Origin of the sequence: Sphingomonas bisphenolicum, from assembly GCF_024349785.1 — a bacterium.
Classification (GTDB): Bacteria; Pseudomonadota; Alphaproteobacteria; order Sphingomonadales; family Sphingomonadaceae; genus Sphingobium; species Sphingobium bisphenolicum.
In genome coordinates this window covers 262,995-286,559 of the sequence record NZ_AP018817.1, presented here as the reverse complement: position 1 = coordinate 286,559, position 23,565 = coordinate 262,995, and the positions used below count along the sequence as shown (strand labels likewise).

Genomic DNA, 23,565 nt, shown 5'->3' with positions numbered 1-23,565 from the left:
CAACGAAAAGCGCCGCTGCGCACCGGTCGGGACCGGATGGACAGCGGCGCTTGTTCATAACAGCCTAAGTCCGGCCTTATTGGCCGAAGGTGCGTTGCCACCAGCCACGGCGGGGTTCGCCATCCTCGCCTACGCCGTCTTCGCCATTGGCGGCGTCGGCGGTTTCGGCAACGGAGGCTTGCGGCGCGGCCGCTTGCGCCACCGTTTCGACGGCGGGTGCAGCGGCCTCGACCTCTGCATCCGCGACGATGGGCTTCTTGCGACGGGTGCGCTTGGGCTTGGCCGGCGCTTCCTCGGCAGCGGGAGCCTCGACGGCAGGCGCGGTTTCCTGCGTAACGACATCCGCTTCCGCAGCATCGGCGACGGGCTTTTTGCGACGGGTGCGCTTGGGCTTGGCCGGCGCCTCCTCGGCAGCGGCGTCGACCGGCGCGGGTTCGGCGGCGGCTTCCGCCACAGGCTCGACCACGGGTTCGTCCGCTTCGGCTACCGGCTCGACATCCGCCTTGGGCTTGCGGGCGCGGGGGCGACGACGGGTCTTGGGCGCCTCTTCGGCGGGCGCCGCCTCGACCACGGCTTCGACGACCGGCTCGACTGCTGCGGCAACCGCTTCCGCCGGTTCGCCAGCTTCCGCTTCGACGGTTGCAACGTCCTCGCTGCCTTCCCCGCCTTCGCGGCGACGGCGACCACCACGGCGACCGCGACGACCGCGGCGACGCGCGCCGCCATCCTCGTCATCACCCGCGGCGGCGGCTGGCGCCGATGCCTCGGTCGCGTCTTCGGCTGTCGCGACGGCTTCGTCTTCACCCTCGGCTTCCGCATCGCCATTCTCGCTGGCGTCTTCCTCGGCGCGATTATCCTCTCGCTGGCCGCCGCGACGGCGACGGCGACGGCGACGGCGACGGCCGCCGTCACGATCTTCGTCTCCGCGGTCGCTGCGATCGCTCCGTTCTTCACGCTCGGTTTCGGTTTCGGCTTCGGCCTCCTCGACCTCTTCCTCTTCCTCCTCGATGACGTCCAGATCGTCGTCCTCTTCCGGCAGCGGCGCATAGGTCACGACACGTTCGGGCCGTGGGCCGCTGGCCTCTACCGACATGCGCGCGCCCTCGATCTCGCCATCGGGCAGGATTTCGATGCGCACGCCATAGCGCTGCTCGATCTCGTCCAGTTCGGCGCGCTTGTTGTTGAGGACGTAGAAGGCCGCTTCCTGGCTGGCGCGCAGGGTGATGAGGCTACCGCGACCACGCGCCGCTTCTTCTTCCAGCATCCGCAGCGCGCCCAGGCCCGCCGACGATGCGGTGCGGACCAGGCCCGTGCCTTCGCAATGCGGGCACTGGCGGGTCGATGCTTCCAGCACGCCGGTGCGCAGGCGCTGCCGGCTCATTTCCATCAGGCCGAAGCCGGAGATGCGGCCGACCTGGATGCGGGCGCGATCGTCCTTCAGCGCCTCCTTCATCGCCTTCTCGACCTTGCGGATGTTGGAGTTCACCTCCATGTCGATGAAGTCGATAACGACCAGACCGGCCATGTCGCGCAGGCGCAACTGGCGCGCGATTTCGCGCGCGGCTTCCAGGTTGGTGGCGACGGCGGTCTGCTCGATACCATGTTCGCGGGTCGACCGGCCCGAGTTGATGTCGATCGACACCAGCGCTTCGGTCGGGTTGATGACCAGATAGCCGCCGGACTTGAGCTGCACGACGGGGTTGTACATCGCCGCCAGTTGCTCTTCGACGCTGGCGCGCTGGAACAGCGACACCGGATCGGCATATTGCTTCACCCGCCGGGCATGGCTGGGCATCAGCAGGCGCATGAAGTCCTTGGCGGCCTTGTAGCCATGCTCGCCCTCGACGATCACTTCCTCGATATCCTTGTTATAGATATCGCGGATCGCGCGCTTGATGAGGTCGCTGTCGTTGTGGATCAGCTCGGGCGCTGCGGCTTTCAGCGTCTTTTCGCGAATCTCATCCCACAGGCGGGCGAGATAGTCGAAGTCGCGCTTGATCTCCGGCTTGGTCCGCTGGAGGCCGGCGGTGCGGACGATGCAGCCCATCGAGGAGGGCAGCGCCATTTCGGCGATGATCGACTTCAATCGCTTGCGGTCGGCCGCATTACTGATCTTGCGCGAAATGCCGCCGCCATGGCTGGTGTTGGGCATCAGCACGCAATAGCGGCCGGCCAGCGACAAATAGGTGGTCAGCGCCGCGCCCTTGTTGCCGCGCTCTTCCTTGACGACCTGGACCAGCAGCACCTGGCGGCGCTTGATGACGTCCTGGATCTTGTAGCGACGGCGCAGCGCCATGCGCTTGCGACGCAGTTCGTCGGCGGCTTCGTCACCGCCGCGGCCACGACCGCGTCCACCGCGACGGCCGCCGCGATCGCCATTGGCCCCGTCGTTGCCGGCTTCGCCCTCGGCCTGTTCGGCGTCTTCGCCCGGCTCTTCATCGTCATGATGATGGGTCGCCTCGACATATTCGACGCCGCCTTCGGCCGGGCCATGGTCATGGTCTTCGTCGTCATCGTCGAAATCGGCGCGCAGCGCGGCCTCTTCCTCGGCGTGGGCGCGTTCTTCGCGCAACAGAGCCTCGCGGTCCTCGCGCGGGATCTGGTAATAATCCGGATGAATCTCGCTGAAAGCAAGGAAGCCGTGGCGGTTGCCGCCATAATCGACGAACGCCGCCTGGAGCGACGGCTCCACGCGGGTAACCTTGGCCAGATAGATATTGCCCTTGAGCTGCTTGTGCTCTGCGGACTCGAAGTCGAACTCCTCGATCCGGTTACCCTTGACGACCGCGACCCGGGTCTCTTCCCGGTGGCGCGCGTCGATCAGCATACGCATTGTCATTTATATATCTCCGGCGTGGACGGGCTGCGGCACAGGGCCGCGCCGCCACGCGATAGTGAAGGGACGGCCGGGCGCGCTCCGTTAAGGGCGCGGATGTCGGCATCGTCCAGGTTTGAAGGAAATTATGCGCGTCTGCTGCGTCGGCAGGGCCGGACAAATCGCCGGGCCGGACCATCCACGCCGCATCGCCCGTGACCGGGGCAAGCGTGGAATGGAAATCATGCCTCATGCAGCGTCAACCTGTTTGCGACACTGCGGGGGGCAAATGCTGCCTCCGCCGGTGCCTGTCTCATTGCCCCGCAAGGCTGCCATGATATCGGCAAGTCTTTCAGGAATATGAATGGGTAGCAGTCAAATACCGACGGGGCAACGGCCGCCTGAAATATAATGCCGTGTCCGCCGGTCGGGCTATCGATGCTCTATTCATCGTGAAGGACGAGTTAACCTTCTCATTTTACCGGGCCACAAGGAGCGATGCTTAATCCGGAATTTAGCGTGGGGACGCTGAACGGATTAGCCCAAATGAAATTTGGCTGGACGGCCGACAGGCGCGCGTCGCACAAGCGGCGTATGCTCCAAAGCATTGCCCTGGCAGGCACGATATTGATGGCGGTCCCCGGCAGCGCCGGCGGCATATCCGGCGTGGACGTGCAGGATGACACCGTCGTCGTGCGCTTCGACGACCGCGTGGACGGGGCTTCGGCCTTTCTGCTGGATTCGCCGCGCCGCATCGCGCTCGACATCAACGGCGCGCAAATGGGCAGGGGACGGTTCACGCCGGGCAACGGCGCCATCGCCGCCGTGCGCCAGGGCCAGTTGAGCGGCGACACGGCCCGCGTGGTGCTGGACCTCTCCACCCCGGCGACGCTGGGCAATGCGCGGCTGGCGCAGGACGGAAAGTCGCTCAGCTTCTCGCTACAGGGCGTGAGCGACAGCCGGTTCCGCGCCGAAGTGGGCAAGGGGCGCACGCGCTTCGACGGCCCTGCCGACATGGCGGCGCGTCCGCAAAAGCGCATCCATTCGATCACCGTGCCGATCCCCGCCGCGGCGCGCGGCGTTTCGCTGCCGCAGGTGGAGGGGGCGCATGACGGCGCCCGGCCGCTGGTGGTGATCGACGCAGGTCATGGCGGCCATGATCCCGGCGCGATCAACAAGGAAAATGGCAAGCGCGAGAAAGACGTGACGCTGGCCATCGCCCAGGCGATTCGCGATCAGTTGGTCAAGTCCGGCCGGGTGCGCGTGGCGCTGACCCGCGACGACGATAAATTCCTGGTGCTGCAGGAACGTTATGGCATCGCCCGCAAGCTGGGCGCGGACCTGTTCATCTCGATCCATGCCGATGCGGCAGAAAATACCGAAGCCCATGGTGCGACCGTCTATACGCTGTCGGAAACGGCGTCCGATCGCGAAGCGGCACGGCTGGCGGCGCGGGAAAATAAGGCGGACATCATCAACGGCGTCAATCTGGGCGGCCAGTCGGGCGACGTCTCGTCCATCCTGATCGACCTGACTCAGCGCGAATCGATGAACATATCGGCCAACTTTGCGCGGCTGTTGCAGCGGGAGGCGGCGCCCTATGTACCGTTCCGCAGCGCCTATCACCGCTTCGCATCGTTGATGGTCCTGAAAGCGCCGGACACGCCGTCGATCCTGTTCGAAACCGGCTATGTCAGCAACGCCGACGACAGCGCCTTCCTTTCCTCGCGCGAGGGGCAGGGCAAGATCGCCCGCGGCGTCGCCCGCGCGATCGAGGTGCATTTCGCCCGCAAGCTGGCGATGCGTGACGGGGCGGCTGGCGGCTGAACGCAGCCATAAAAGTGCAAAAACCGTTCGCCCTGAGCCTGTCGAAGGGCGTTGCGCGCGCCCTTCGACAGGCTCAGGGCGAACGGAGGTGGGTTCGGTTTGGGCAAGAGTTGCGGCGGATCGCGTCATGCCCACTGGTCTTGGCGATAATTTGACCCTAGAGCCTCTTCCCTATGGAAGAGGCCCGTTCCGAACCCGCCCCGTCGTCCTTCGCCTATCGCCTGCGCCGCGACGCGGGGGGCTTTTTCGGCCGTCTGCGTCCCTTGTGGCAACGCCGCTGGTTCCGCTGGACGTCGATCCTGCTGGGCGGCTTCGCGCTGTTCTGCGCCCTGTTCTGGCTCATCTTCGCGCGCGGCCTGCCCGATGCGGCGACGCTGCTGGAATATGAACCGCCGCTGCCCACCATCGTGCGCGATATCAACGGCCAGCCGGTGCACAGCTATGCCCGCGAGCGCCGCGTCCAGCTCCAATATAGCGATTATCCGCCGCTGCTGATCCGCGCCTATCTGGCGGCGGAGGACAAGACCTTCTTCGAACATCATGGCGTGGATATTCCCGGCTTCGCCGGCGCGGTGGTCGATTATGCCAGCAAGCTGGGGTCGGGCCAGCGCGCGCGCGGCGGCTCCACCATCACCCAGCAGGTGGCCAAGAACCTGCTGATCGGCGATGAATATTCGCCCACGCGCAAGGTGAAGGAGATGATCCTCGCCTACCGCATGGAAAATGTGCTGAGCAAGCAGCAGATACTCGAACTCTATCTCAACCAGATTTTCCTCGGCCGCAACGCTTACGGCGTGCAGGCGGCCGCGCGCGCCTATTTCGACAAGGATGTCGCCGACCTGACCCTGCCTGAAATGGCCTATCTCGCCATCCTGCCCAAGGGGCCGGCCAATTACCGCCCCGAAAGCGAAAGCGGCCATGCCCGCGCGCTCGACCGGCGCAACTGGGCGCTGGGCGAGATGGAGAAAAATGGCTGGATCACGGCGGCCCAGCGTTCGGCCGCGCAGGCCCAGCCGCTCGGCACCGTGGCCGCCCATGGCTCCAGCTTCGACGCCCGCGCCGGCGGCTATTATATGGAGGAGGTGCGCCGTCGCCTGATCGGCCTGTTCGGCGAAAAGGCCGATGATGGCCCCAACAGCGTCTATGCCGGCGGCCTGTGGGTGCGCAGCCCCTATGATCCGGTGGTGCAGGACAGCGTGGCCACCGCGCTGCGCAACGGCCTGCTCCGCTTCGACGCCGGACGCGGCTGGTCCGGTCCGGTTGGCCACATCAATGTCGACAATGGCTGGGAACGCGAACTGGCGGCCAGCTATATCGACGTCGATTATGCGCAATGGCGCGTCGCCGTCATCATCAGCCGGACCTCGTCCGACGCGCAGATCGGCTTTGCCGACGGCAGCACCGGCACGCTGCCCGCTGCATCGGCGCAAATGCCCTATCGCAAGGTCGGCGGGCCTGCCTTTTCCGCGATGAAGCCCGGCGACCTGATCGTCGTGGCGCGCAACGGATCGAGCTGGGCGCTGCGCTCTATCCCCGAAGTGTCGGGCGGCATGGTCGCCGAAGAGGTCCATTCGGGTCGCATCCGCGCGATGCAGGGCGGCTTCGATTCGCGCCTGTCCTCCTATAATCGCGCGACGCAGGCGCTGCGCCAGCCGGGATCGACCATCAAGCCGTTCGTCTATGCCGCCGCGCTCGACAATGGCATGACCCCGGCGTCGATCATCGTCGATGGCCCCTTGTGCGTCTATCAGGGCGCGGGCCTCGGTCAGAAATGCTTCCGCAACTTCTCCGGCGGCAGCGCCGGGCCGCAGACGATGCGCTGGGGCGTGGAGCAGTCGCGCAACCTGATGACCGTGCGCGCCGCCAGCCAGACCGGCATGGACCGGGTCGTGCGCACCATCAAGAATATGGGGATCGGCGACTATCAGCCCTATCTCTCCTTCGCTTTGGGCGCGGGCGAGACGACGGTGGAACGGATGGTCAACGCCTATGCCGCGCTCGCCAACCAGGGACGGCAATTCCCGCCCAAGGTCATGGATTATGTGCAGGACAGGCGCGGCAAAGTGATCTGGCCGGAGCGCTGGCGCGCCTGCGACGGCTGCAACATGGCGAACTGGGACGGCAAGCCGATGCCCCGCTTTGGCATGGAGGGCAAGCAGGTGATGAACCCGATGACCGCCTATCAGGTCGTCCACATCGCCGAAGGCGTGGTCCAGCGCGGCACCGCCACCGTGCTGGCCGATCTCGGCCGGCCGCTGTTCGGCAAGACCGGCACCACCAACGGCCCGACCAACGTCTGGTTCGTGGGCGGATCGCCCGATCTCGTCGCCGGCGTCTATATCGGCTACGACCAGCCGCGCAGCCTGGGCGGCTGGGCGCAGGGCGGCCGCATCGCCGCGCCAATCTGGAAGGCGGCGATGGCGCCGATCCTGGAAACCATGCCCAAGACGCCCTTCGTCGCCCCGGCGGGCGTGCGCATGGTTGCGATCGACCGCCGGTCGGGCAAGCGCGTCTATGGCGCCTGGCCGACCAGCGAGCCGAAGGCCGCGGTCATCTGGGAAGCGTTCAAGCCCGAATCCGAACCGCGCCGCACGATCCGCAAGGAGGAAGCGGAGGAACAGGCCAAGGTCGCCGCCGCCAGGGCGGTGACGGGCCGTGCCCGCCAGCGCAACGATGCCGATTTCCTGGAAGGGCAGGGCGGGATTTATTGAGGGGGCATCATGGATAGTCTTCTAACTTCTGCGGCATATGATTTGTGCGTCGAGGTGCGGGACGCTATCGGTCAATTGGCCAATGATCAGGGTTTGATTGACGAACTGCGGCGTAGATGCCCCGGCTATACTGATGAACAATATCGAGGGGCTGTTGCTCAAGGGATGTTCAACTCCCGCTGACATTGGCTGAGTGATGCAAGCTACCCCTCCGTCAGCCCTTCGGGCTGCCACCTCCCCTTCCAGGGGAGGATTGAATCTTTCCAATCCTTCTGCGCTGGGATAGGGGCGGTCGCTTGATGCGTTAACGCGCCAGCCAATATCCGGAGACTCCCCATGCGCGCCGAAGCGCAGCAATATATCGATCGTATCGACGCCGCGCTGGACCTGCTGCGCCGCTTCCTCGACTGGGACCGCGCGCTGCGCCGGCTGGACGAGCTGAATGCGCGTGTCGAGGACCCGACCCTGTGGGACAATGCGAAGCTGGCGCAGGAGGTGATGCGCGAGCGCACCCGGCTGGAAAGCGCGATCGGCGCCACCCGTGCGATCGAGAGCGGCAAGACCGACAATGCCGAACTGATCGAAATGGCCGAGGCCGAGGGCGACGAGGAAATGGTTTCCGAAGCCATCGCGTCGCTCAAGGCGCTGGCCGACCGGGCGGACGAGGACAAGATCAAGGCGCTGCTCGCCGGCGAGGCCGATGCCAGCGACACCTATCTGGAAATCCATGCAGGGGCTGGCGGGACCGAAAGCCAGGACTGGGCCGAAATCCTCTCCCGCATGTATCGCCGCTGGGCCGAACGGCGCGGCTACAAGGTGGAACTGGTCGATTATCAGGCCGGCGAAACCGCGGGCATCAAGTCGGCCACCTTCCTGATCAAGGGCGAGAACGCCTATGGCTATGCCAAGACCGAAAGCGGCGTCCACCGTCTGGTCCGCATCAGCCCCTATGACAGCGCGGCCCGTCGCCACACCAGCTTCTCGTCGGTGTGGGTCTATCCGGTGATCGATGACAATATCGATATTGAGGTCAAGGAATCCGACCTCAAGATCGACACCTATCGCGCATCGGGCGCGGGCGGTCAGCACGTCAACACCACCGATTCGGCGGTCCGCATCACCCACGTCCCGTCGGGCATTATCGTCGCATCGCAGAATGACCGGTCGCAGCACAAGAACCGCGCCACCGCGATGAACATGCTGAAGGCGCGCCTGTACGAAGCCGAACTGCGCAAGCGCGAAGAAGCGGCCAATACCGACTATCAGGCCAAGACCGAAATCGGCTGGGGCCACCAGATCCGCTCCTATGTGCTCCAGCCTTATCAGTTGGTGAAGGATCTGCGCACCGGCGTTACCTCCACCGCGCCCGACGATGTGCTGGACGGCGCGCTCGACCCGTTCATGGCCGCTGCCCTGTCGCAGAAGGTGACGGGCGAGAAGGTCGATGTGGAGGATGTGGACTGATGATCCGGGCGGTCATGGCGGGCATGCTTGTCCTGCTGGCCGCCTGCGACCAGATTGGCGGCGGCAAGGATTCGCATCGCTCCGCCGCGGCGGCACCCTTTCCGCAGGCCGATCGGCCGGTGGCCCCGATCGTGTCGACCCGCTGGTCGAGCGAGGAAGCGCGCGACCGGGTCAACGAGGCGGAAGATATCATGGACCGGGCGGGCATCCGCCCCGGCATGACCGTCGCGGATATCGGCGCAGGCGAGGGCTATTATACCGTGCGTCTCGCCAGACGGGTGGGCGACAAGGGTCGCGTCCTGGCGGAGGATATCATGCCCGAGGTGATCGAGGCGCTGTCGCGCCGCATCACCCGCGAGAAATGGGATAATGTCAGCGTGAAGCTGGGCGCGCCGGAAGACCCCAAGCTGCCGGAGAACAGCTTCGACCGCATATTGATGGTCCATATGTATCATGAGATTGGCGAACCCTATGCCTTTCTGTGGCACATGAGTCCGGCGTTGAAGAAGGACGGCGAACTGATCGTGGTCGATGCCAACCGGCCGACCGACCAGCATGGCACGCCGCCGCGCCTGCTGGCCTGCGAACTGGCGGCGATGGGATTCCGCATGGAGCAGGTGATCCCGAAACCGACCGCGGGCGGCTATCTGGCCCGGTTCCGGCGCATCGCCGCGCGGCCCGACCCGGCCAGCATCGTCCCCTGCGCCTTTCAGGGCTGAACCGCAGGGTTAATTTTTGCCTAATGTTGCTTGTTGAGAAGCCGGCATAGCCCGATGGCGTAAAGATCATCCAGGGAGGCTGCGGCATGACCGATCGAGGGTCTTTCACGGCATTGGACATGCGACAGCGGGGTGCTGCGCGGCACAAGCTGTTCGAACCCTTGGCGCTGCGCCATGCGGGCGTGCTTCGGCGCGCCCATATGCTGGACCTGTCGGTGTCGGGCGCGTTGCTCCACGCCGAACGGCCGCCGCGGATCGGCGATGGCGTCATCATCGAATTCCAAGACTTGGCGGCGGTTGCGCATGTCATATGGGTGCGGGCCAAGCGCTTTGGCGTGCGGTTCGACGTGCCGCTGCCCGAAACGGCCTTGCGCGCGATGCTCGACGGCGGCGGCGCGGCTTGCTCCTGAGGGGCTGGCTGCTGTAGGGTCGGCAGCGATGCATTTCGACGATCAGCTCCAGCGCTATTTCGGGACGACCGAGATCGATAGCCTGCCTGCCGCGGCGATGGAATCCGGGATCGAGCGGATGCGCGTCGACCTGGGGCTGGAGGAGGATCGCGGGCGGCGGTTCGCGCTCTGGTCGCTGCTGTTCCTGCTTGGCGATGCGCCCGACCTGGATGTCGTGTTCGAGGATGCGACGGACCGGGACGCGGCGCGCAACTTCATGGAATTGACCGAACAGGGCTGACCCTGCCTGCCTCATAGGTCGATGAGTTTTGGTGAAGCGCCTGCGACCCTCTTTCCTTCCGCCAGCCCGTCGGTAAGACGCAACCCAATAGCTTCGAGAGGATCGCATGGAATATCGCACGCTCGGCCGCACCGACCTGAAGGTCAGCCTGATCTGTCTGGGCACCATGACCTGGGGATCGCAAAATAGCGAGGCGGAGGCGCACGCCCAGCTGGATTATGCGATCGGCGAGGGCGTCAACTTCATCGATACGGCCGAAGCCTATCCGGTGACGCCGGTCAGCGCGGACACGCAATTTTTGACCGAAACCTATATCGGCAACTGGATCGCCGGGCGCAGGAAGCGCGACGACATCATCCTGGCGACCAAGGTGGCGGGGCCGTCGCGCGATCCGATCCGCCAATTTCGGGGCGGCGACAACCGGCTGGATCGCCGCAATATCCATCAGGCGGTCGATGACAGCCTGAAGCGGTTGAAGACGGATTATATCGATCTGTATCAGGTGCATTGGCCCGACCGGCCGGTGCCGTCCTTCGGCGCGCGCGGCCTGGGTGCGCTGGCCGACGGTCCCGACACGGTGCCGATCCAGGAGACGCTGGAGGCGCTGGCCGACCTGGTCCAGGCCGGCAAGATCCGCCACGTCGGCGTATCCAACGAGACGCCCTGGGGGCTGGGCGAATATCTGCGGCTTGCGCGCGATCAGGGGTTGCCGAGGGTGGCGTCGATCCAGAACGCCTACAACCTGCTCAATCGAATCTTCGAGATCGGCCTGTCCGAATTCGCCCTGCGCGAGGATGTGGGGCTGCTCGCCTATTCGCCGCTGGCGGGCGGCAATCTGACCGGCAAATATCTGGGCGGGGTCATTCCGCCGGGTTCGCGCCGCGACGTGTCGCGCCAGTTCGTGCGCTACGACCTGCCCAACCAGCCGGTCGCCAGCGCCCGCTATGTGGCGGTCGCCCATGCCTTCGGCCTGGACCCGGCGACGCTCGCACTGGCTTTCGTCCATGCCCAGCCCTTCGTCACATCGACGATCATTGGCGCGACCAGCCTGGAGCAGTTACGGGTCGATATCTCGAGCGCGGCCATCCGCCTGACCGATGAGCAACTGGCGGCGATCGAAACGGTGCATCGCGTGCTGCCCGATCCCTGTCCCTGACGAGAGTCTATCGTCAGGCGGCGCGTGGCGAATGGGATTCCTTGTCCGAGGAAGCGGGGGTGTCCGCCATCGCCGCTATGCCGAGCCACCAGTCGTCGACGGAAGGGGTGAGGATCGCCAAACTGCCACGGCGCGGACGCGCGTGCCAGATCGAGGCGACACGCAGATAGCGCCATTGCGGATCGCAGTTGACGGGGACATGGCGAAAGCGGCTCTTCATGCCGGTCGTTACGGGATCGATGGGGCGCAATTCGCTGGGAACGTCACGCCAGCTGCCGTCGGGGAAACGCACAGAAATCGCCATCGCCTGCCTCCATTCCCCGCCGTCACTCCCCCATAACGCGTTACAAGCCATTGAGTTCATTACGCCTTGTAGGAAAGGGGTGAAGTGCGACTGCGCGCGATGGAAAGCGCGTCAAGCGCGATTTCGCGCCAATATCACATCATGCTATTGATAATATGTCGCATTATCTATACGCCGCGAGCCAATCGAATCACGAATAAGGGGCGTTGGAATGAAGGTAAAATGGATCGCGCTGGGCAGCGCAGCGGGCATGGCGTTGTGCCATACGGTGGCTCATGCCGCGGACGGAGCCGCCGTCGCAGCGGCGGATCAGATGCAGGACAGCATCATCGTCACCGCAGCCACGACCGGCTCGAAGACCGACACCGCGCTGGTCGAACTGCCCCAGCCGATCAAGGTTATTACGTCGGAACAATATCTGTCGCAGGGCGCGATCAGCATCTCCGACACGGTCAAATATGCTGCCGGCGTGCTGGCCAATCCCTATGGCCGCGATACGCGGGTGGACGGCTTCAACGTGCGCGGCCTGGACGCGCTCCAGTTCCGCGACGGCATGCGCGACATTTTTAGCTATTATGCCAGCGTCACGTCGGACCCCTATAATTTCTCGCGCGTCGAAATCCTGCGCGGTCCGGCCTCCGTTCTGTTCGGCCAGGGATCGATCGGCGGCCTCGTCAACCTCGTCTCCAAGACGCCGGAGTTCCGCACCGGCGGCGAGCTGAACCTCGTCTATGGCAGCTATGACCGCAAGGAAGTCCTGGGCGACGTCAATGTCGCGCTGGCCGATAACCTGGCGGTCCGCTTCGTCGGCCGCGCTCGCGACGCCGACACCTATGTCGATCATGTGCCCGACGACCGCGTGATGTTTGCGCCGTCGATCCGCTGGCAGCCGACGCCCGACACCGACATCGTGCTGACCGGCCTCTATCAGGAGGACGATAGCGGATCGACCTCGCAATTCCTGCCGATCGTCGGCACCTTCCGCCCCAACACGGTCGCAGGCGAGCAGCTTGGGCGCTACACCTTCGTCGGCAAGGCGGGCTGGGACCGCTATGCCGGTCGCTCGCTGCAGGGCGGCGGCTCCATCACGCACCGCTTTTCCGATGCTATCAAGCTCAGCCTGAAGGCCCGCTATATCGACAGCGACCTGGCATATAACACCCATTATGCCGACAGCTATTCCAATCCGCAGGATCCCTTCTCGGTCTATGGTACGGATGGGCGCACGATCGGCCTGACCGCCAGCGCCAGCGATGCGCGAATGAACGTCTTCTCGACCGACAACAATCTCCAGGTCAATTTCAACACCGGCGCCAATATCGAACACAAGCTGCTTGTTGGCATCGACTATAGCTGGAACAAGGTGGCCAAGCGGACTGTTTACGGCAGCGAAATCGTTGATCTCTACGACATCGACTATGATGCGCTTCAAACCTATGACGCTACCGGTCCGTTCACCGCGGAAACGCAAAAACAGCTTGGAGTTTACGTCCAGGACCAGATCCGTTTCTACGATCGCGTCTCGGTCGTGCTGGGCGCCCGTCGCGACCATGTGACCGGCTCATCGGGCCAAAAGGATAATGCCACCACGTTCCGCGCCGGCATCATCGGCGAAATCGGCGCCGGCATCTCGCCCTTTTTCAGCTATACCGAAAGCTTCCTGCCGGTTGCGGGTAGAATTCAACTGCCAGGCGGTATTCCGAGCGATGCCTACCGCCCACAGACCGGCACCCAATATGAGGCGGGCGTGAAGTGGCAGCCGGCCGCCGGCACGTTGGTCACAGCCACGATGTTCAAGATCAAGGAGCGCAACCGCGTCCTGTATGGCGCCAATGATTCTACCACTCAGTCCGGGGTGCTCAGCACCAAGGGGTTCGAGATCGAGGCCAGCCATACCCTGCCAGGCAATTTCGAACTGCTGGCCAATTATGGCTATTCGAAGCTGAAGTCGGAAACCAACACGAGCCTCGACTATATGCCGCGTCATACGGCGTCGGTCTGGTCGACCAAGACGTTCGGCCTTTCCGGCGAGGCTCAACTGCGTCTCGGCGGCGGCGTCGTATATAGTGGCAAGAGCGTCTCGACCGGTCTTGTCGATCCCTATGGATTCAATGCCGCCATTCCTGTCGGCGCGCTATATACGATCGTCACGCCGTCGCGCACCACGGTCGATGCGCTGGCGGAGATCAACTGGAACAGCTGGCGCCTCGCGCTGAACGCCACCAACCTGCTCAACAACCATTATTATGCGTCCTGCCTGGCGCGGGGCGACTGTTTCGTCGGCGCGCCGCGCAACGTGATGGGCACGGTCGGTTTCCGTTTCTGACGGGATATCAAAGGAGAGAAAGCATGAAGAGATTATCCCTGGCCCTGGTGGCGCTGGTGAGCCTGTCCTGCGTGGCGCAGGCGCATGAAATATGGGTGGAGCGGGACGGCACGGGGCCAGCGCGCATCTATCTGGGCGAACCGGGCGAGGCGCTACCCGAAGGCGGAGATCCCGAGTTCGAGAAGCTGAAGGCGCCCAAACTGATGCCCGCGTCGCAGGCGGCGCAGGTCCGCAAGGCCGGCTATATCGAGGTTGCGGCACCGGCCGGCGACGTCCGCGTCATCGACGACACGGTGTTCGAACCCTGGGGCGAAGAGGGCAAGAAGGAAGGCGTAATCTATTACGCCCGCGCTGGCCGCGCCGAGGCGAAGGCGGGCCTGCCGCTGGAGATCGTGCCGACCGCCGCCCATGCCGACAGCTTCACCTTGCTACGCGAAGGCAAGCCGGTGCCCGCCACCAAGCTGACCGTCATTTCGCCCGACAAATGGACCAAGGCGTTCACGACCGATGCCCAGGGTCGCGTGGCGCTGCCGCTCAAGGACAAGGGGCGCTATATTCTGAGCGCGACGCAGGAGGAAAAGGGTGACCTCAGCCTGGCCAACCAGAAGGTCGCGACCCTCTATCATATGGCGACGCTGACCTTCTTGAACGACTGATCAATATGTGACGGCGCCTGTCATCGATATGACTTGGCGCCGTCAACCAAACCACATTGCGGTGCAACATGATGCGGATAGGCCGCCCCCGACTTCAGGTCCAAGAGGGGGACTATCCAAATGCGTATCACCACCATATTGCTGATGGCGTCGACCGCCATCATCGCCCAATCCGCCTATGCTCAGGACGTTGCGCCCGCCGCGGCCGATGTGGCGGCGGACGCCGGCGCCGACATCATCGTGTTCGGCCGGGGCGAAACCCGTCAGGTGCAGGAAATCTCCGCCAAGGACATCGTCACGCTGACGCCGGGCACCAATCCGCTCAAAGCGATCGAAAAGCTGCCCAGCGTCAATTTCCAGTCGGCCGACCCGTTCGGCAATTATGAATGGTCGCAGCGTGTGACCATCCGCAGCTTCAACCAGAACCAGCTCGGCTTCACCTTCGACGGCATTCCGCTGGGCGACATGAGCTATGGCAACCATAATGGCCTGCACATCACCCGCGCGATCAGCAGCGAGAACATCGGCAGCGTGCGCGTGTCGCAGGGCGCCGGCTCGCTTGGTACGCAGGCCACCGGCAATCTGGGCGGCACGGTCGAGACCTTCTCGATGGACCCCACCGGCGAGTTCGGCGCGCAGGGCAACCTGACCTATGGCAGCGACGACACCTGGCGCGCCTTTGGCCGCGTCAATCTGGGCAGTGCAGACGGCATCCGCGGCTATGTGTCCTATGGCTATGGCTCGACCGACAAATATAAGGGCGAGGGCGTCCAGGACCAGCATATGGGCAACGCCAAGGTCGTGATCCCGGTCGGCGACGCCAAGATTGACGGCTGGCTGAGCTATTCGGACCGGCGCGAGCAGGATTATCAGGACATGTCGATGGGCATGATCCGCCGCCTGGGCTGGGACTGGGACAACACCTATCCCGACTATGCCCGCGCGATCGACTATGCCGACCGCCTGAACGACGTCGACAAGGTCAGCAACAGCGGGGGCTCGCCCTTTCCCGACGGCCTGTACGACTATAGCGGCGCGCCCGTCGCCACCGGCCAGACCTATCCGGGCAATGTCACCAGCGCCGACGACGCCTATTATGACGCCGCCGGCTTGCGCAAGGACTGGCTGGGTGCGGTGGGGCTGACCACGCCGATCGGCGATGCCGCGACCTTCAAGATCAAGGGCTATTATCACAATAATAGCGGCATGGGCCTGTGGGCGACCCCCTATACGCCAAGCCCGAACGGCGTGCCGATGTCGGTGCGCACCACCGAATATGACATGGACCGGATCGGCGCGTTCGGCAGTGTCGACTACACGCTCGGCATCCAGAATTTCAGCGTCGGCGCCTGGTATGAAAATAACCAGTTCCATCAGGCGCGGCGCTTCTACGCCTTCGCCAGCCGCACCGAGCCGGGCCTGTCGTTCCGCGACTATCCCAAGAACCCGTTCGCGACCCAGTGGGAATTCGACTTCACCACCAATACCTTCCAATATCATGTCCAGGACAAGATCGACCTCGGCATGGTGACGATCAACCTGGGCTGGAAGGGCTTCAAGGTCACCAACAAGGCCGAGGCCATCGTCCAGGCGAGCTTCCCACAGGGCAAGATCAAGGTCGAGGACTGGTTTCAGCCTCATGCCGGCTTCGCGGTGGAGCTGAGCCCCGAAGCGGAAATCTTCGGTGGCTTCACCCAGGTGACCCGCGCCTTCGCCAGCGCCACGACCACTGGTCCCTTCTCCACCAACCAGGCCGGTTTCGACGCGATCAAGGATGATCTGAAGCCGGAGACGTCGGACACGTTCGAACTGGGCCTGCGCTACAATACGCCGGTCTTCAACGGCACGCTCGGCGCCTATCTGGTCAACTTCAAGAACCGCCTGCTCGCGGTGCAGGTGGGCAGTCCGATCCAGGGTCTGGCCTCCGCCCTCCAGAATGTCGGCGGCGTGCGCGCGGTCGGTGTCGAAGCTGCGGGCGACCTGAAGCTCGGCCATGGCTTCGGCGTCTATGCCAGCTACAGCTACACCGACGCCACCTATCGCGACAATGTGTTCAACAGCAGCGACGGCACGCTGGTCGCCGCGATCAAGGACAAGACCGTGGTCGACAGCCCCAAACATATGCTGCGCGGGGAGGTGAATTACGACCAGGGTCCGATCTTCGGCCGGATCGGCGCCAATTACATGTCGCGCCGCTATTACAGCTACACCAACGACGCGTCGGTCCCCGGCCGGTTGATCGTGGACGCCTCGCTGGGCTATCGCTTCACCGACAAGATCGAATTGCAGCTCAACGCCACCAACCTGTTCGACAAGAAATATGTCGGCACGATCGGGTCGGGCGGCTTCGGCAACAGCGGCGACGCGCAGACTTTGCTGGTCGGCGCGCCGCAGCAATTCTTCATCACCGCCAAGGCGGGGTTCTAAGCACTGGTTCACCCCTCCCCTTCAGGGGAAGGGCCGGGGGTGGGGGATGTCGATCAGGCGCAGCCACAGGGGCAAGCTCCCACCCCAACCTCTCCCCTGAAGGGAAGGGGCTTAGGAAAGACAAACAATCCTCATGAAAAAGACCGCGCTCTTCACCACCGCTCTCGCCATCCTCCTCCCCTCAACGGCGCTGGCGGAACCGCTGCTCCTGATCTCGATCGACGGGTTGCGCCCCGGCGACGTGCTGGAGGCGCAAAAGCGCGGCCTTTCCCTACCCAATCTGCGCCGCTTCCTGACCGAGGGCGCCCATGCGTCGGGCGTCACCGGGGTTGCGCCGACATTGACCTATCCCAGCCACACGACGCTGATGACCGGCGTGTCGCCGGCCAAACATGGCGTCGTCGCCAATAACAGTTTCGATCCGACCGGAATCAACCAGGGCGGCTGGTACTGGTATGCACAGGATATCAAGGTGCCGACCCTGTGGGAGGCGGCCACGAAAGCGGGCCTGTCCACCGGCAATATCCATTGGCCCGTCAGCGTCGCTGCCAAGGGCGTGACCTGGAACCTGCCGCAAATCTGGCGCACCGGCCATGCCGATGACGCCAAGCTTCTGGATGCGCTGGCGACGCCGGGGCTGAAGGCCGATCTGGAGGCGAAGGTCGGCCATCCCTACGCCATGGGCATCGATGAAAGCCTGTCCGGCGACCAGAATAGGGGGCGTTTCGCCACCGCGCTGATCGCCGCGCACAAGCCGGATTTCCTGACCGTCTATCTTACTGCGCTCGACCATGAGCAGCATGAAAAGGGGCCGGACACGCCTGCCGCCAAGGCAGTGCTGGAAAAGATCGACGCGATCGTCGGCGACCTCATCGCCGCCGAGCGCAGGGCGCATCCCGATGCGGCGATCGCACTGGTCAGCGACCATGGGTTCGAAGCGACGCACACCGGCCTCAACCTCTTCCGCGCCTTCATCGACGAAGGCCTCATCACGCTGGATAAGGACGGCAAGGTCGCGTCCTGGCAGGCGATGCCCTGGATAGCGGGCGGGTCGGCCGCGATCATGCTCGCGCGGCCGGAGGACGCTGCCATCGCCGACCGCACGAAACAACTGCTCGACCGGCTCGCCGCCAACCCGGCGAACGGCATTGCGGCGGTGCTGGACAAGGCGGCGATCGCCAGGGTCGGCGGCAATCCGCAAGCGGCCTATTATGTCAATCTGAAGCCCGGTTTCGTCACCGACATCTTCCGCGGCGCGGGTGCGCCGCTGGTGGCGCGCACGCCGGTCAAGGGGATGCACGGCTATCTGCCCGGCCCCGCCCATCTGGAGGCGACCTTCATGGCTATGGGCAAAGGCATCGCCGCGGGCAAGGATCTGGGCCGGATCGACATGCGTGCGATCGCGCCGACGCTAGCCACGATCATGGGCGGCACGCTGCCCGATGCGGAAACGCCGCCGATCGACCTGCGGTAACAAAACTGCGCACAAAGCGTCATCGGATTGACCGGTGGCCTTCATGTCGCTGCAACCGCGCCGTAAGCGGCGCGTCATTTGCCGGCTGTAATCTGGCGCAATGACAGCGATACATCCCCGCCAGATCCGCATCCCGGCTGCCGACAAGGCGCGGTTGCATATCCTCTTCCTCGCCAAGCATGCCCGCGCCGGCGGCCGGCCCGATGCGCAGGACGGCAATCATGCCGTCTATCATCATGAGATGCGCACGACGCTGGAGGCGATCGGCCTGCATGTCGATGTCGCCGACAGTTACGACGCGCTGTTCGATCGGCCCGACGCCGACTTCGTCGTCACCCTGCTGAACCGCGGCGGCTTCCAGAATAGCGAGATGCTGGCGCCGCTGCTGCTGAGCCGGCACGCCATGCCCCATCTGGGCGCCAGTCCGATCGTGCGCGGCCTGTCCGACGACAAATATCTCAGCAAGCTGATCGCGCGCGCGCGCGGCGTGCCGACGATGAACGCGCAACTGTTCCGCCGCGGCGGCCTGTTCGACGCTCCCGCCTTCCAGGCCGACAGGCTGGTGGTGAAACCCAACGCCTCCTCCGCCTCCTGGGGCGTGAAGATGGTGGATGACTGGACGGCGGCGCAGGATCATGCCGACAGCCTGTTCGCGCTGGGCCATGATGTCCTGGTGGAACAATGGGCGCCGCTGCTGGACGTCGCGGTGCCGGTGATCGGCGGCAGCGGCGGCCAGCCCTGGATCTTGCCGCCGATGCTATATGTGCCGGCCGATCCCCATCGCGAACGCAGCTATGAGGAGAAACGTGGCCTGATCGATGCGGGGGACGATCCGCTCGTGCTGGTCGAGGACATGGACCTGCGCGCCCGGCTGGAGGCGATGACGGCCGCGCTGCTGCCCGAATTCTGGCCGTTCGATTATGGCCGGTTCGAATTTCGCTACGATCCGGCGAGCGGGCAAGTGCTGTTCATGGAAGTGAACCTGTCTTGCAACCTGTGGTCGAAGAAGACGATCTCCCGCTCGGCCGCCTCGATCGGCCTCGATCATGCGGCGCTGGTCGAAACGATCGTCGGCCATAGCCTGGCGCGGCAGGGCTTGCTGAGCGACGCCATCGTACGGGTCGCGGCATGAAGAGCGGCGGCACGACGGCGATCCTGCTCGCAGGGCGACGTGACGGCGCGACCGATCCGCTGGCGCTGGCGGCGGGGGTGACCCATAAATGCCTGGTCCCGGTCGCGGGCCAGCCCATGCTGCTCCATGTAATCGAGGCGCTGGTCGCCAATCGCCGGATCGGGCAGGTGCGCGTGGTGATCGAAGACCCGGCGTTGCTGGCCGGTCTCCCGCCGCTGCGCGGGCTGCTCCATAGCGGCCGGGTGGTCGGCGTGGCGGCGTGGCCCAATCTGGTCGATAGCGTGCTGGCCGGTGCGGCCGGCGCGGCCTTCCCGTTGTTCGTCACCACGGCCGACAATGTGATGCTGACGCCGGAGGCGGTGGACGAGATGCTGGACGGATGCACGGCGCAGGCGGCGGATGCCGCCGTCGCCTTCACCCGCCGGGCGTCGGTGCTGGCCGCCCATCCGCACGGACAGCGTAAATTCTACAATTTCGCCGACGACAGCTATTCCAACTGCAACAGCTATTGGCTGCGCGATCGGGCTGCGCTGAAAGCCGCGGAGACGTTCCGGTCGGGTGGCCAGTTCGTCAAGCATCCGGCGCGCATCGTCGGCGCTTTCGGCCTGCTCAACCTCCTCCGCTTCCGTTTGGGCATCGGTACGCTGGAGCAGGCCTTCGCCCGCTTTTCGCACCGCTTCCGTCTGACCATCAGCCCTGTGATCCTGACCGATGGCGCCGTGGCGATCGACGTCGACCATGCGCGTTCGCACGCCGTGGCGGAACAGATGCTGGCCGGGCGCAGCACGCTGGCCGTGGCGGCGGAGTAAGGCTTGCTCACGCTGCGCGCGCTGCCGGTCCGGCGGGACGGCGGCAATAGCCTGATCGCCGCCTATCATGACGGACTGGCGCGCCACTGGCCGCCTGCGCGGCGGCTGGCGGCGTATGGTCTGTCTGCGATCGGCTGTGGCGGATGGTCCCCCGCCGAACGGCTCTATCTGGGCGAAGCCGTGCGGACGCAGGGCCTCAGCATGAAGGATCGCAAGGGCCTGCATCGGCTGCTCAACCCGGGCGCCTTCCCGCTGTCAAATAACATATTGAAAAATAAGCAATTATTTGCAGAAATGGCGTCGGGACTACCGCTGCCGGACGCTTGTGACCCCAATGCTATGGATTTGGGCGACTGGCTGGCCGGGCAGGACGACATCATCGCCAAGCCCAGCTATCGATCCAAGGGACAGGGCGTAGAGCGTTTCGTCCGCAATGGCGATGGCTGGCGCAACGGCGATTTAATCCTCACAACTGTCCAACTCGCTGTTTCGCTACGCGCGCTGTGGCGCAAGGGCGGCGTCATTCAGCAGCGCCTGCCGACCCATGCGGCCTTGGCGGACCTGTCACCAGGCGCGCTGCCGACATTGCGCATCGTCACCTGCCTGAACGAGGCGCGCGCTCCGGAAATCTGCGATATGGCGCTGCGCCTGTCGGCAGGCGGGCCGCGACCGGTCGATAATTTCAACGCGGGCAATCTGGTTCTGGCGGTCGATGGACAAGGGCGTTGCGGCGTAGCCTGGCGCAGCGGCGGCAAACGCGCGCCATCCCGCCACAGCCGCCACCCCGTGACCGGCATGGCGATCGAAGGCGCGACTATCCCCGATCATGACGCGGCGCGCGCGCTGGCGCTCCAGGCGCATGAGCGGTTCCGGCAGGGCTTCACCCTGATCGGCTGGGACATCGGTCTGACGACGCAGGGGCCGGTGCTGATCGAGGGCAATTGGAACCCCGGCACCGACATCGTGCAACTGGTGAACGGCCGGGGGGTCGCAGATAGTCGGCTGGGCGCCCTCTATCGTCACGCGCTCGATCGGTTGACGGACGCGGACTGGCGTGCAGCGCGGGCGGTGCAGCGGGACCGGCGGTGAAGGTCGCCCTCTATGTCCATGCGCTCGCGGCGACCGGCGTCGTGCGCAACGCACGCCTGCTGGCCAGCGACTTTCGCGCGCGGGGTCATGACGTTACGCTCGTGACGGCGCTGTCCGGCGGGGAAGGGGTGGCGGGCGTGCCGCATCATCCGCTGCTGGCGGGGTCAGGCGGATCGCGGGCGCTGCAGAAATGGCGGGCGATGCCGCGGCTCCACGCTTATCTGCGCCGGGCGCGACCCGATGTGCTATTGTCGGCGGGCAATCACGGCCATCTGACGGCGCTGCTGGGCAGCCGGGTCGTGCCGGGTCTTCGTCGGGTCTATCGGATCAGCAACGATCTGCGCCGCGCCGCGCCCGGCACGCCCGGGAGCATGGCTGGTCGGTTCGGCCGGTCGTTCGCCATGCGCTTGCTGGCGGCCGACGCCGATCATTTGGTGCTGGTGTCACCCACACTGGCGGTCGGCGCCTTCGCCTGCGCTCTTGCCGAAGGCAGGGCGCGCATCATCGAAAATGCGATCGACCCCACCATCGCCCGCGCCCGCGCGGCGGGTCCAGCGCCGCATGGCTGCTATGACGATGGCGTACCGGTCATCGTCGCGATTGGCCGACTGGCGCCGCAGAAGAATTTTGGCACCTTGCTGGCGGCTTTTGCGGAAATGCGCCGGGCTGGAACGGCGGCCCGGCTCATCATCCTGGGCGAAAGCCGCGACCGGTCCCAACAAATGCTGCGCGACCAGGCCGACGCGCTCGGCATCGGGGCGGACCTGCTGCTACCTGGTACGGTCGACAATGTCTTCCCCTGGCTCGCGCGCGCCGGTGCATTCGTCCTGCCGTCCTGGTGGGAGGGGTCGGCCAATGTGCTGCTGGAGGCGATGGCGCTGAATGTGCCCGTTGTCGCATCGCGCAGCGCCGGCAATGCGGCGTCGCTCTTGGCGGAAGGGCGTCACGGATTGCTGGTCGATCCGTCGGACTCTGTTGCCATGGCGCAGGCGATGACGCGGCAGATCGATCCGGCGCACGCTGTGCGACCGGGCGACCGGATTGGAGCCTATCGGCTGGATATGATGATGGAAGCGTGGGCCGGGCTTCTTGCGTCCGTCGCGCCGTCCCGTAAGACAGGCTGACCGTTTTTCTTCGACGCAGCCCGATAACTGGATTCATGCCGATGAACCCGTCCGCCAGTCCCGAACTCTATCCCATCACCCATGCGCGGTTCCTTGCCGACGTGGCGCTACTCGGCCGCCGGATCGAGGCGGATGCATGGATGCCCGATATTCTTGTCGGAATCGGGCGGGGCGGCCTCGTTCCGGCGGTCTATCTGTCGCATCGTCTGAACCGGCCGATGCTGTCGATCGACTATAGCAGCAACCTGCTCGCCCTCGCCGACCCCGCGCTCGCCGGCATCGCGGCCAAAAGCGCGGCCGGTGTCCGCTGCCTGCTCATCGACGACATCAACGACAGCGGCGGGACGATCGGCCAGCTTCGCCGCCTTCTGCGCGACCAGGGCAGTGATCTGCGTCATGTGCGCTTTGCGGTGTTGCTCAATAATGACAGTTCCGGCGAGACGGTCGATTATTGCGCGGATAATATCGACCGCAAAATCGACAAGCGCTGGTTCGTCTTTCCCTGGGAAGCACTTGCGGCGGAAGAGGCGATCGTGGAGGAAGCGCTGTCCTTGCCAGATCGACTGGCCTGAACCAACTCGTCGGGATGACAGGATAAAGATCAAGGCCGGGATAGGGGTAACGATATCGAGATGGTTGACGGCAAATTTATTTGGCAGACCATCCTATCGCATTGAATTGATCGGGCGTTCATTTCGTCGAACATTACAATCTATGTAAGTTGCCTGCGCACCCGTTCTCGGGCATGTTGAGAATCGCCAGATGGCCGCAAAACTTTTGTTGAGTATTGCGGAGATTTGGAGGGGGTATACGCGCGGCCGGGGCACTGTGCTTTGTTACAT

Annotated in this window: 18 protein-coding genes; 16 read left to right on the top strand and 2 right to left on the bottom strand. The window is 64.8% G+C overall.

All coding sequences use genetic code 11. From position 1 onward, the window contains the following. Positions 1-76 precede the first annotated feature (76 nt). Positions 77-2,839 (bottom strand): Rne/Rng family ribonuclease, encoded by a 2,763-nt coding sequence (locus tag SBA_RS01340; RefSeq protein ID WP_261935638.1) that lies wholly within the window; start codon positions 2,837-2,839, stop codon positions 77-79. 522 nt (positions 2,840-3,361) lie between these two features. Between SBA_RS01340 and SBA_RS01335 the strand changes: the two genes are divergently transcribed. The 7 genes from SBA_RS01335 (at position 3,362) to SBA_RS01305 (ending at position 11,382) form a co-directional block, all read left to right on the top strand. Continuing rightward, positions 3,362-4,642 (top strand): N-acetylmuramoyl-L-alanine amidase, encoded by a 1,281-nt coding sequence (locus SBA_RS01335; protein WP_261935637.1) that lies wholly within the window; start codon positions 3,362-3,364, stop codon positions 4,640-4,642. A gap of 173 nt (positions 4,643-4,815) precedes the next feature. Next, positions 4,816-7,353, top strand: a complete 2,538-nt coding sequence (locus tag SBA_RS01330; RefSeq protein ID WP_261935636.1) for a penicillin-binding protein 1A — start codon at positions 4,816-4,818, stop codon at positions 7,351-7,353. Between the two features lie 336 nt (positions 7,354-7,689). Next, complete coding sequence (gene prfB, locus SBA_RS01325) at positions 7,690-8,817, top strand: peptide chain release factor 2 (protein WP_261935635.1); 1,128 nt, start codon at positions 7,690-7,692, stop codon at positions 8,815-8,817. Then, positions 8,817-9,536, top strand: a complete 720-nt coding sequence (locus tag SBA_RS01320; RefSeq protein WP_261935634.1) for a class I SAM-dependent methyltransferase — start codon at positions 8,817-8,819, stop codon at positions 9,534-9,536. Before prfB ends, SBA_RS01320 begins: the two co-directional genes overlap by 1 nt. Before the next feature lie 86 nt (positions 9,537-9,622). Next, entirely contained in the window at positions 9,623-9,946 is a 324-nt protein-coding gene (locus tag SBA_RS01315) for a PilZ domain-containing protein (protein ID WP_261935633.1), read from the top strand. Positions 9,947-9,974: 28 nt separating this feature from the next. Further along, positions 9,975-10,226 (top strand): hypothetical protein, encoded by a 252-nt coding sequence (locus SBA_RS01310; protein ID WP_261935632.1) that lies wholly within the window; start codon positions 9,975-9,977, stop codon positions 10,224-10,226. A 106-nt stretch (positions 10,227-10,332) separates the two neighbouring features. Continuing rightward, positions 10,333-11,382 carry an NADP(H)-dependent aldo-keto reductase gene (locus tag SBA_RS01305; RefSeq protein WP_261935631.1) on the top strand — a complete coding sequence of 350 codons (1,050 nt, stop codon included), beginning with the start codon at positions 10,333-10,335 and terminating at the stop codon, positions 11,380-11,382. Between the two features lie 13 nt (positions 11,383-11,395). On the opposite strand, the gene SBA_RS01300 is transcribed toward SBA_RS01305, so the two are convergent. Continuing rightward, a complete protein-coding gene (locus SBA_RS01300) occupies positions 11,396-11,686 on the bottom strand; it encodes a hypothetical protein (RefSeq protein ID WP_261935630.1) in 291 nt (96 codons plus the stop codon). A 211-nt stretch (positions 11,687-11,897) separates the two neighbouring features. Between SBA_RS01300 and SBA_RS01295 the strand changes: the two genes are divergently transcribed. The 9 genes from SBA_RS01295 to SBA_RS01255 all read left to right on the top strand — a co-directional run bounded on the left by SBA_RS01295 (position 11,898) and on the right by SBA_RS01255 (position 23,295). Continuing rightward, entirely contained in the window at positions 11,898-14,012 is a 2,115-nt protein-coding gene (locus tag SBA_RS01295) for a TonB-dependent siderophore receptor (RefSeq protein ID WP_261935629.1), read from the top strand. Between the two features lie 23 nt (positions 14,013-14,035). Then, positions 14,036-14,668, top strand: coding sequence for a DUF4198 domain-containing protein (locus tag SBA_RS01290; RefSeq protein WP_261935628.1), 633 nt, complete (start codon positions 14,036-14,038; stop codon positions 14,666-14,668). 120 nt (positions 14,669-14,788) lie between these two features. Continuing rightward, the gene (locus SBA_RS01285) at positions 14,789-17,095 is read left to right on the top strand and encodes a TonB-dependent receptor (protein WP_261935627.1); all 2,307 of its coding nucleotides are present in this window, start codon (positions 14,789-14,791) and stop codon (positions 17,093-17,095) included. 133 nt (positions 17,096-17,228) lie between these two features. After that, the gene (locus tag SBA_RS01280; RefSeq protein ID WP_261935626.1) at positions 17,229-18,569 is read left to right on the top strand and encodes an alkaline phosphatase family protein; all 1,341 of its coding nucleotides are present in this window, start codon (positions 17,229-17,231) and stop codon (positions 18,567-18,569) included. Between the two features lie 100 nt (positions 18,570-18,669). Then, a complete protein-coding gene (locus SBA_RS01275) occupies positions 18,670-19,701 on the top strand; it encodes a D-alanine--D-alanine ligase family protein (RefSeq protein ID WP_261935625.1) in 1,032 nt (343 codons plus the stop codon). Next, positions 19,698-20,510, top strand: coding sequence for an NTP transferase domain-containing protein (locus SBA_RS01270; protein ID WP_261935624.1), 813 nt, complete (start codon positions 19,698-19,700; stop codon positions 20,508-20,510). Before SBA_RS01275 ends, SBA_RS01270 begins: the two co-directional genes overlap by 4 nt. Positions 20,511-20,513: 3 nt before the next feature. After that, entirely contained in the window at positions 20,514-21,599 is a 1,086-nt protein-coding gene (locus SBA_RS01265; protein WP_261935623.1) for a sugar-transfer associated ATP-grasp domain-containing protein, read from the top strand. Further along, positions 21,596-22,723: a glycosyltransferase gene (locus tag SBA_RS01260; protein ID WP_261935622.1), complete on the top strand. Its 1,128-nt coding sequence runs from the start codon at positions 21,596-21,598 to the stop codon at positions 22,721-22,723. Before SBA_RS01265 ends, SBA_RS01260 begins: the two co-directional genes overlap by 4 nt. Before the next feature lie 35 nt (positions 22,724-22,758). Next, positions 22,759-23,295, top strand: a complete 537-nt coding sequence (locus tag SBA_RS01255; protein ID WP_315975789.1) for a phosphoribosyltransferase — start codon at positions 22,759-22,761, stop codon at positions 23,293-23,295. Positions 23,296-23,565 lie beyond the last annotated feature (270 nt).

Bases quoted from the DNA above. Each gene is read 5' to 3' on its own strand.
- prfB (WP_261935635.1), top strand. From the start codon at position 7,690: ATGCGCGCCGAAGCGCAGCAATATATCGATCGTATCGACGCCGCGCTG.
- SBA_RS01335 (WP_261935637.1), top strand. From the start codon at position 3,362: ATGAAATTTGGCTGGACGGCCGACAGGCGCGCGTCGCACAAGCGGCGT.
- SBA_RS01285 (WP_261935627.1), top strand. From the start codon at position 14,789: ATGCGTATCACCACCATATTGCTGATGGCGTCGACCGCCATCATCGCC.
- SBA_RS01270 (WP_261935624.1), top strand. From the start codon at position 19,698: ATGAAGAGCGGCGGCACGACGGCGATCCTGCTCGCAGGGCGACGTGAC.
- SBA_RS01320 (WP_261935634.1), top strand. From the start codon at position 8,817: ATGATCCGGGCGGTCATGGCGGGCATGCTTGTCCTGCTGGCCGCCTGC.
- SBA_RS01300 (WP_261935630.1), bottom strand. From the start codon at position 11,686: ATGGCGATTTCTGTGCGTTTCCCCGACGGCAGCTGGCGTGACGTTCCC.
- SBA_RS01280 (WP_261935626.1), top strand. From the start codon at position 17,229: ATGAAAAAGACCGCGCTCTTCACCACCGCTCTCGCCATCCTCCTCCCC.
- SBA_RS01255 (WP_315975789.1), top strand. From the start codon at position 22,759: ATGCCGATGAACCCGTCCGCCAGTCCCGAACTCTATCCCATCACCCAT.
- SBA_RS01290 (WP_261935628.1), top strand. From the start codon at position 14,036: ATGAAGAGATTATCCCTGGCCCTGGTGGCGCTGGTGAGCCTGTCCTGC.
- SBA_RS01275 (WP_261935625.1), top strand. From the start codon at position 18,670: ATGACAGCGATACATCCCCGCCAGATCCGCATCCCGGCTGCCGACAAG.
- SBA_RS01305 (WP_261935631.1), top strand. From the start codon at position 10,333: ATGGAATATCGCACGCTCGGCCGCACCGACCTGAAGGTCAGCCTGATC.
- SBA_RS01295 (WP_261935629.1), top strand. From the start codon at position 11,898: ATGAAGGTAAAATGGATCGCGCTGGGCAGCGCAGCGGGCATGGCGTTG.
- SBA_RS01330 (WP_261935636.1), top strand. From the start codon at position 4,816: ATGGAAGAGGCCCGTTCCGAACCCGCCCCGTCGTCCTTCGCCTATCGC.
- SBA_RS01315 (WP_261935633.1), top strand. From the start codon at position 9,623: ATGACCGATCGAGGGTCTTTCACGGCATTGGACATGCGACAGCGGGGT.
- SBA_RS01340 (WP_261935638.1), bottom strand. From the start codon at position 2,839: ATGACAATGCGTATGCTGATCGACGCGCGCCACCGGGAAGAGACCCGG.
- SBA_RS01310 (WP_261935632.1), top strand. From the start codon at position 9,975: ATGCATTTCGACGATCAGCTCCAGCGCTATTTCGGGACGACCGAGATC.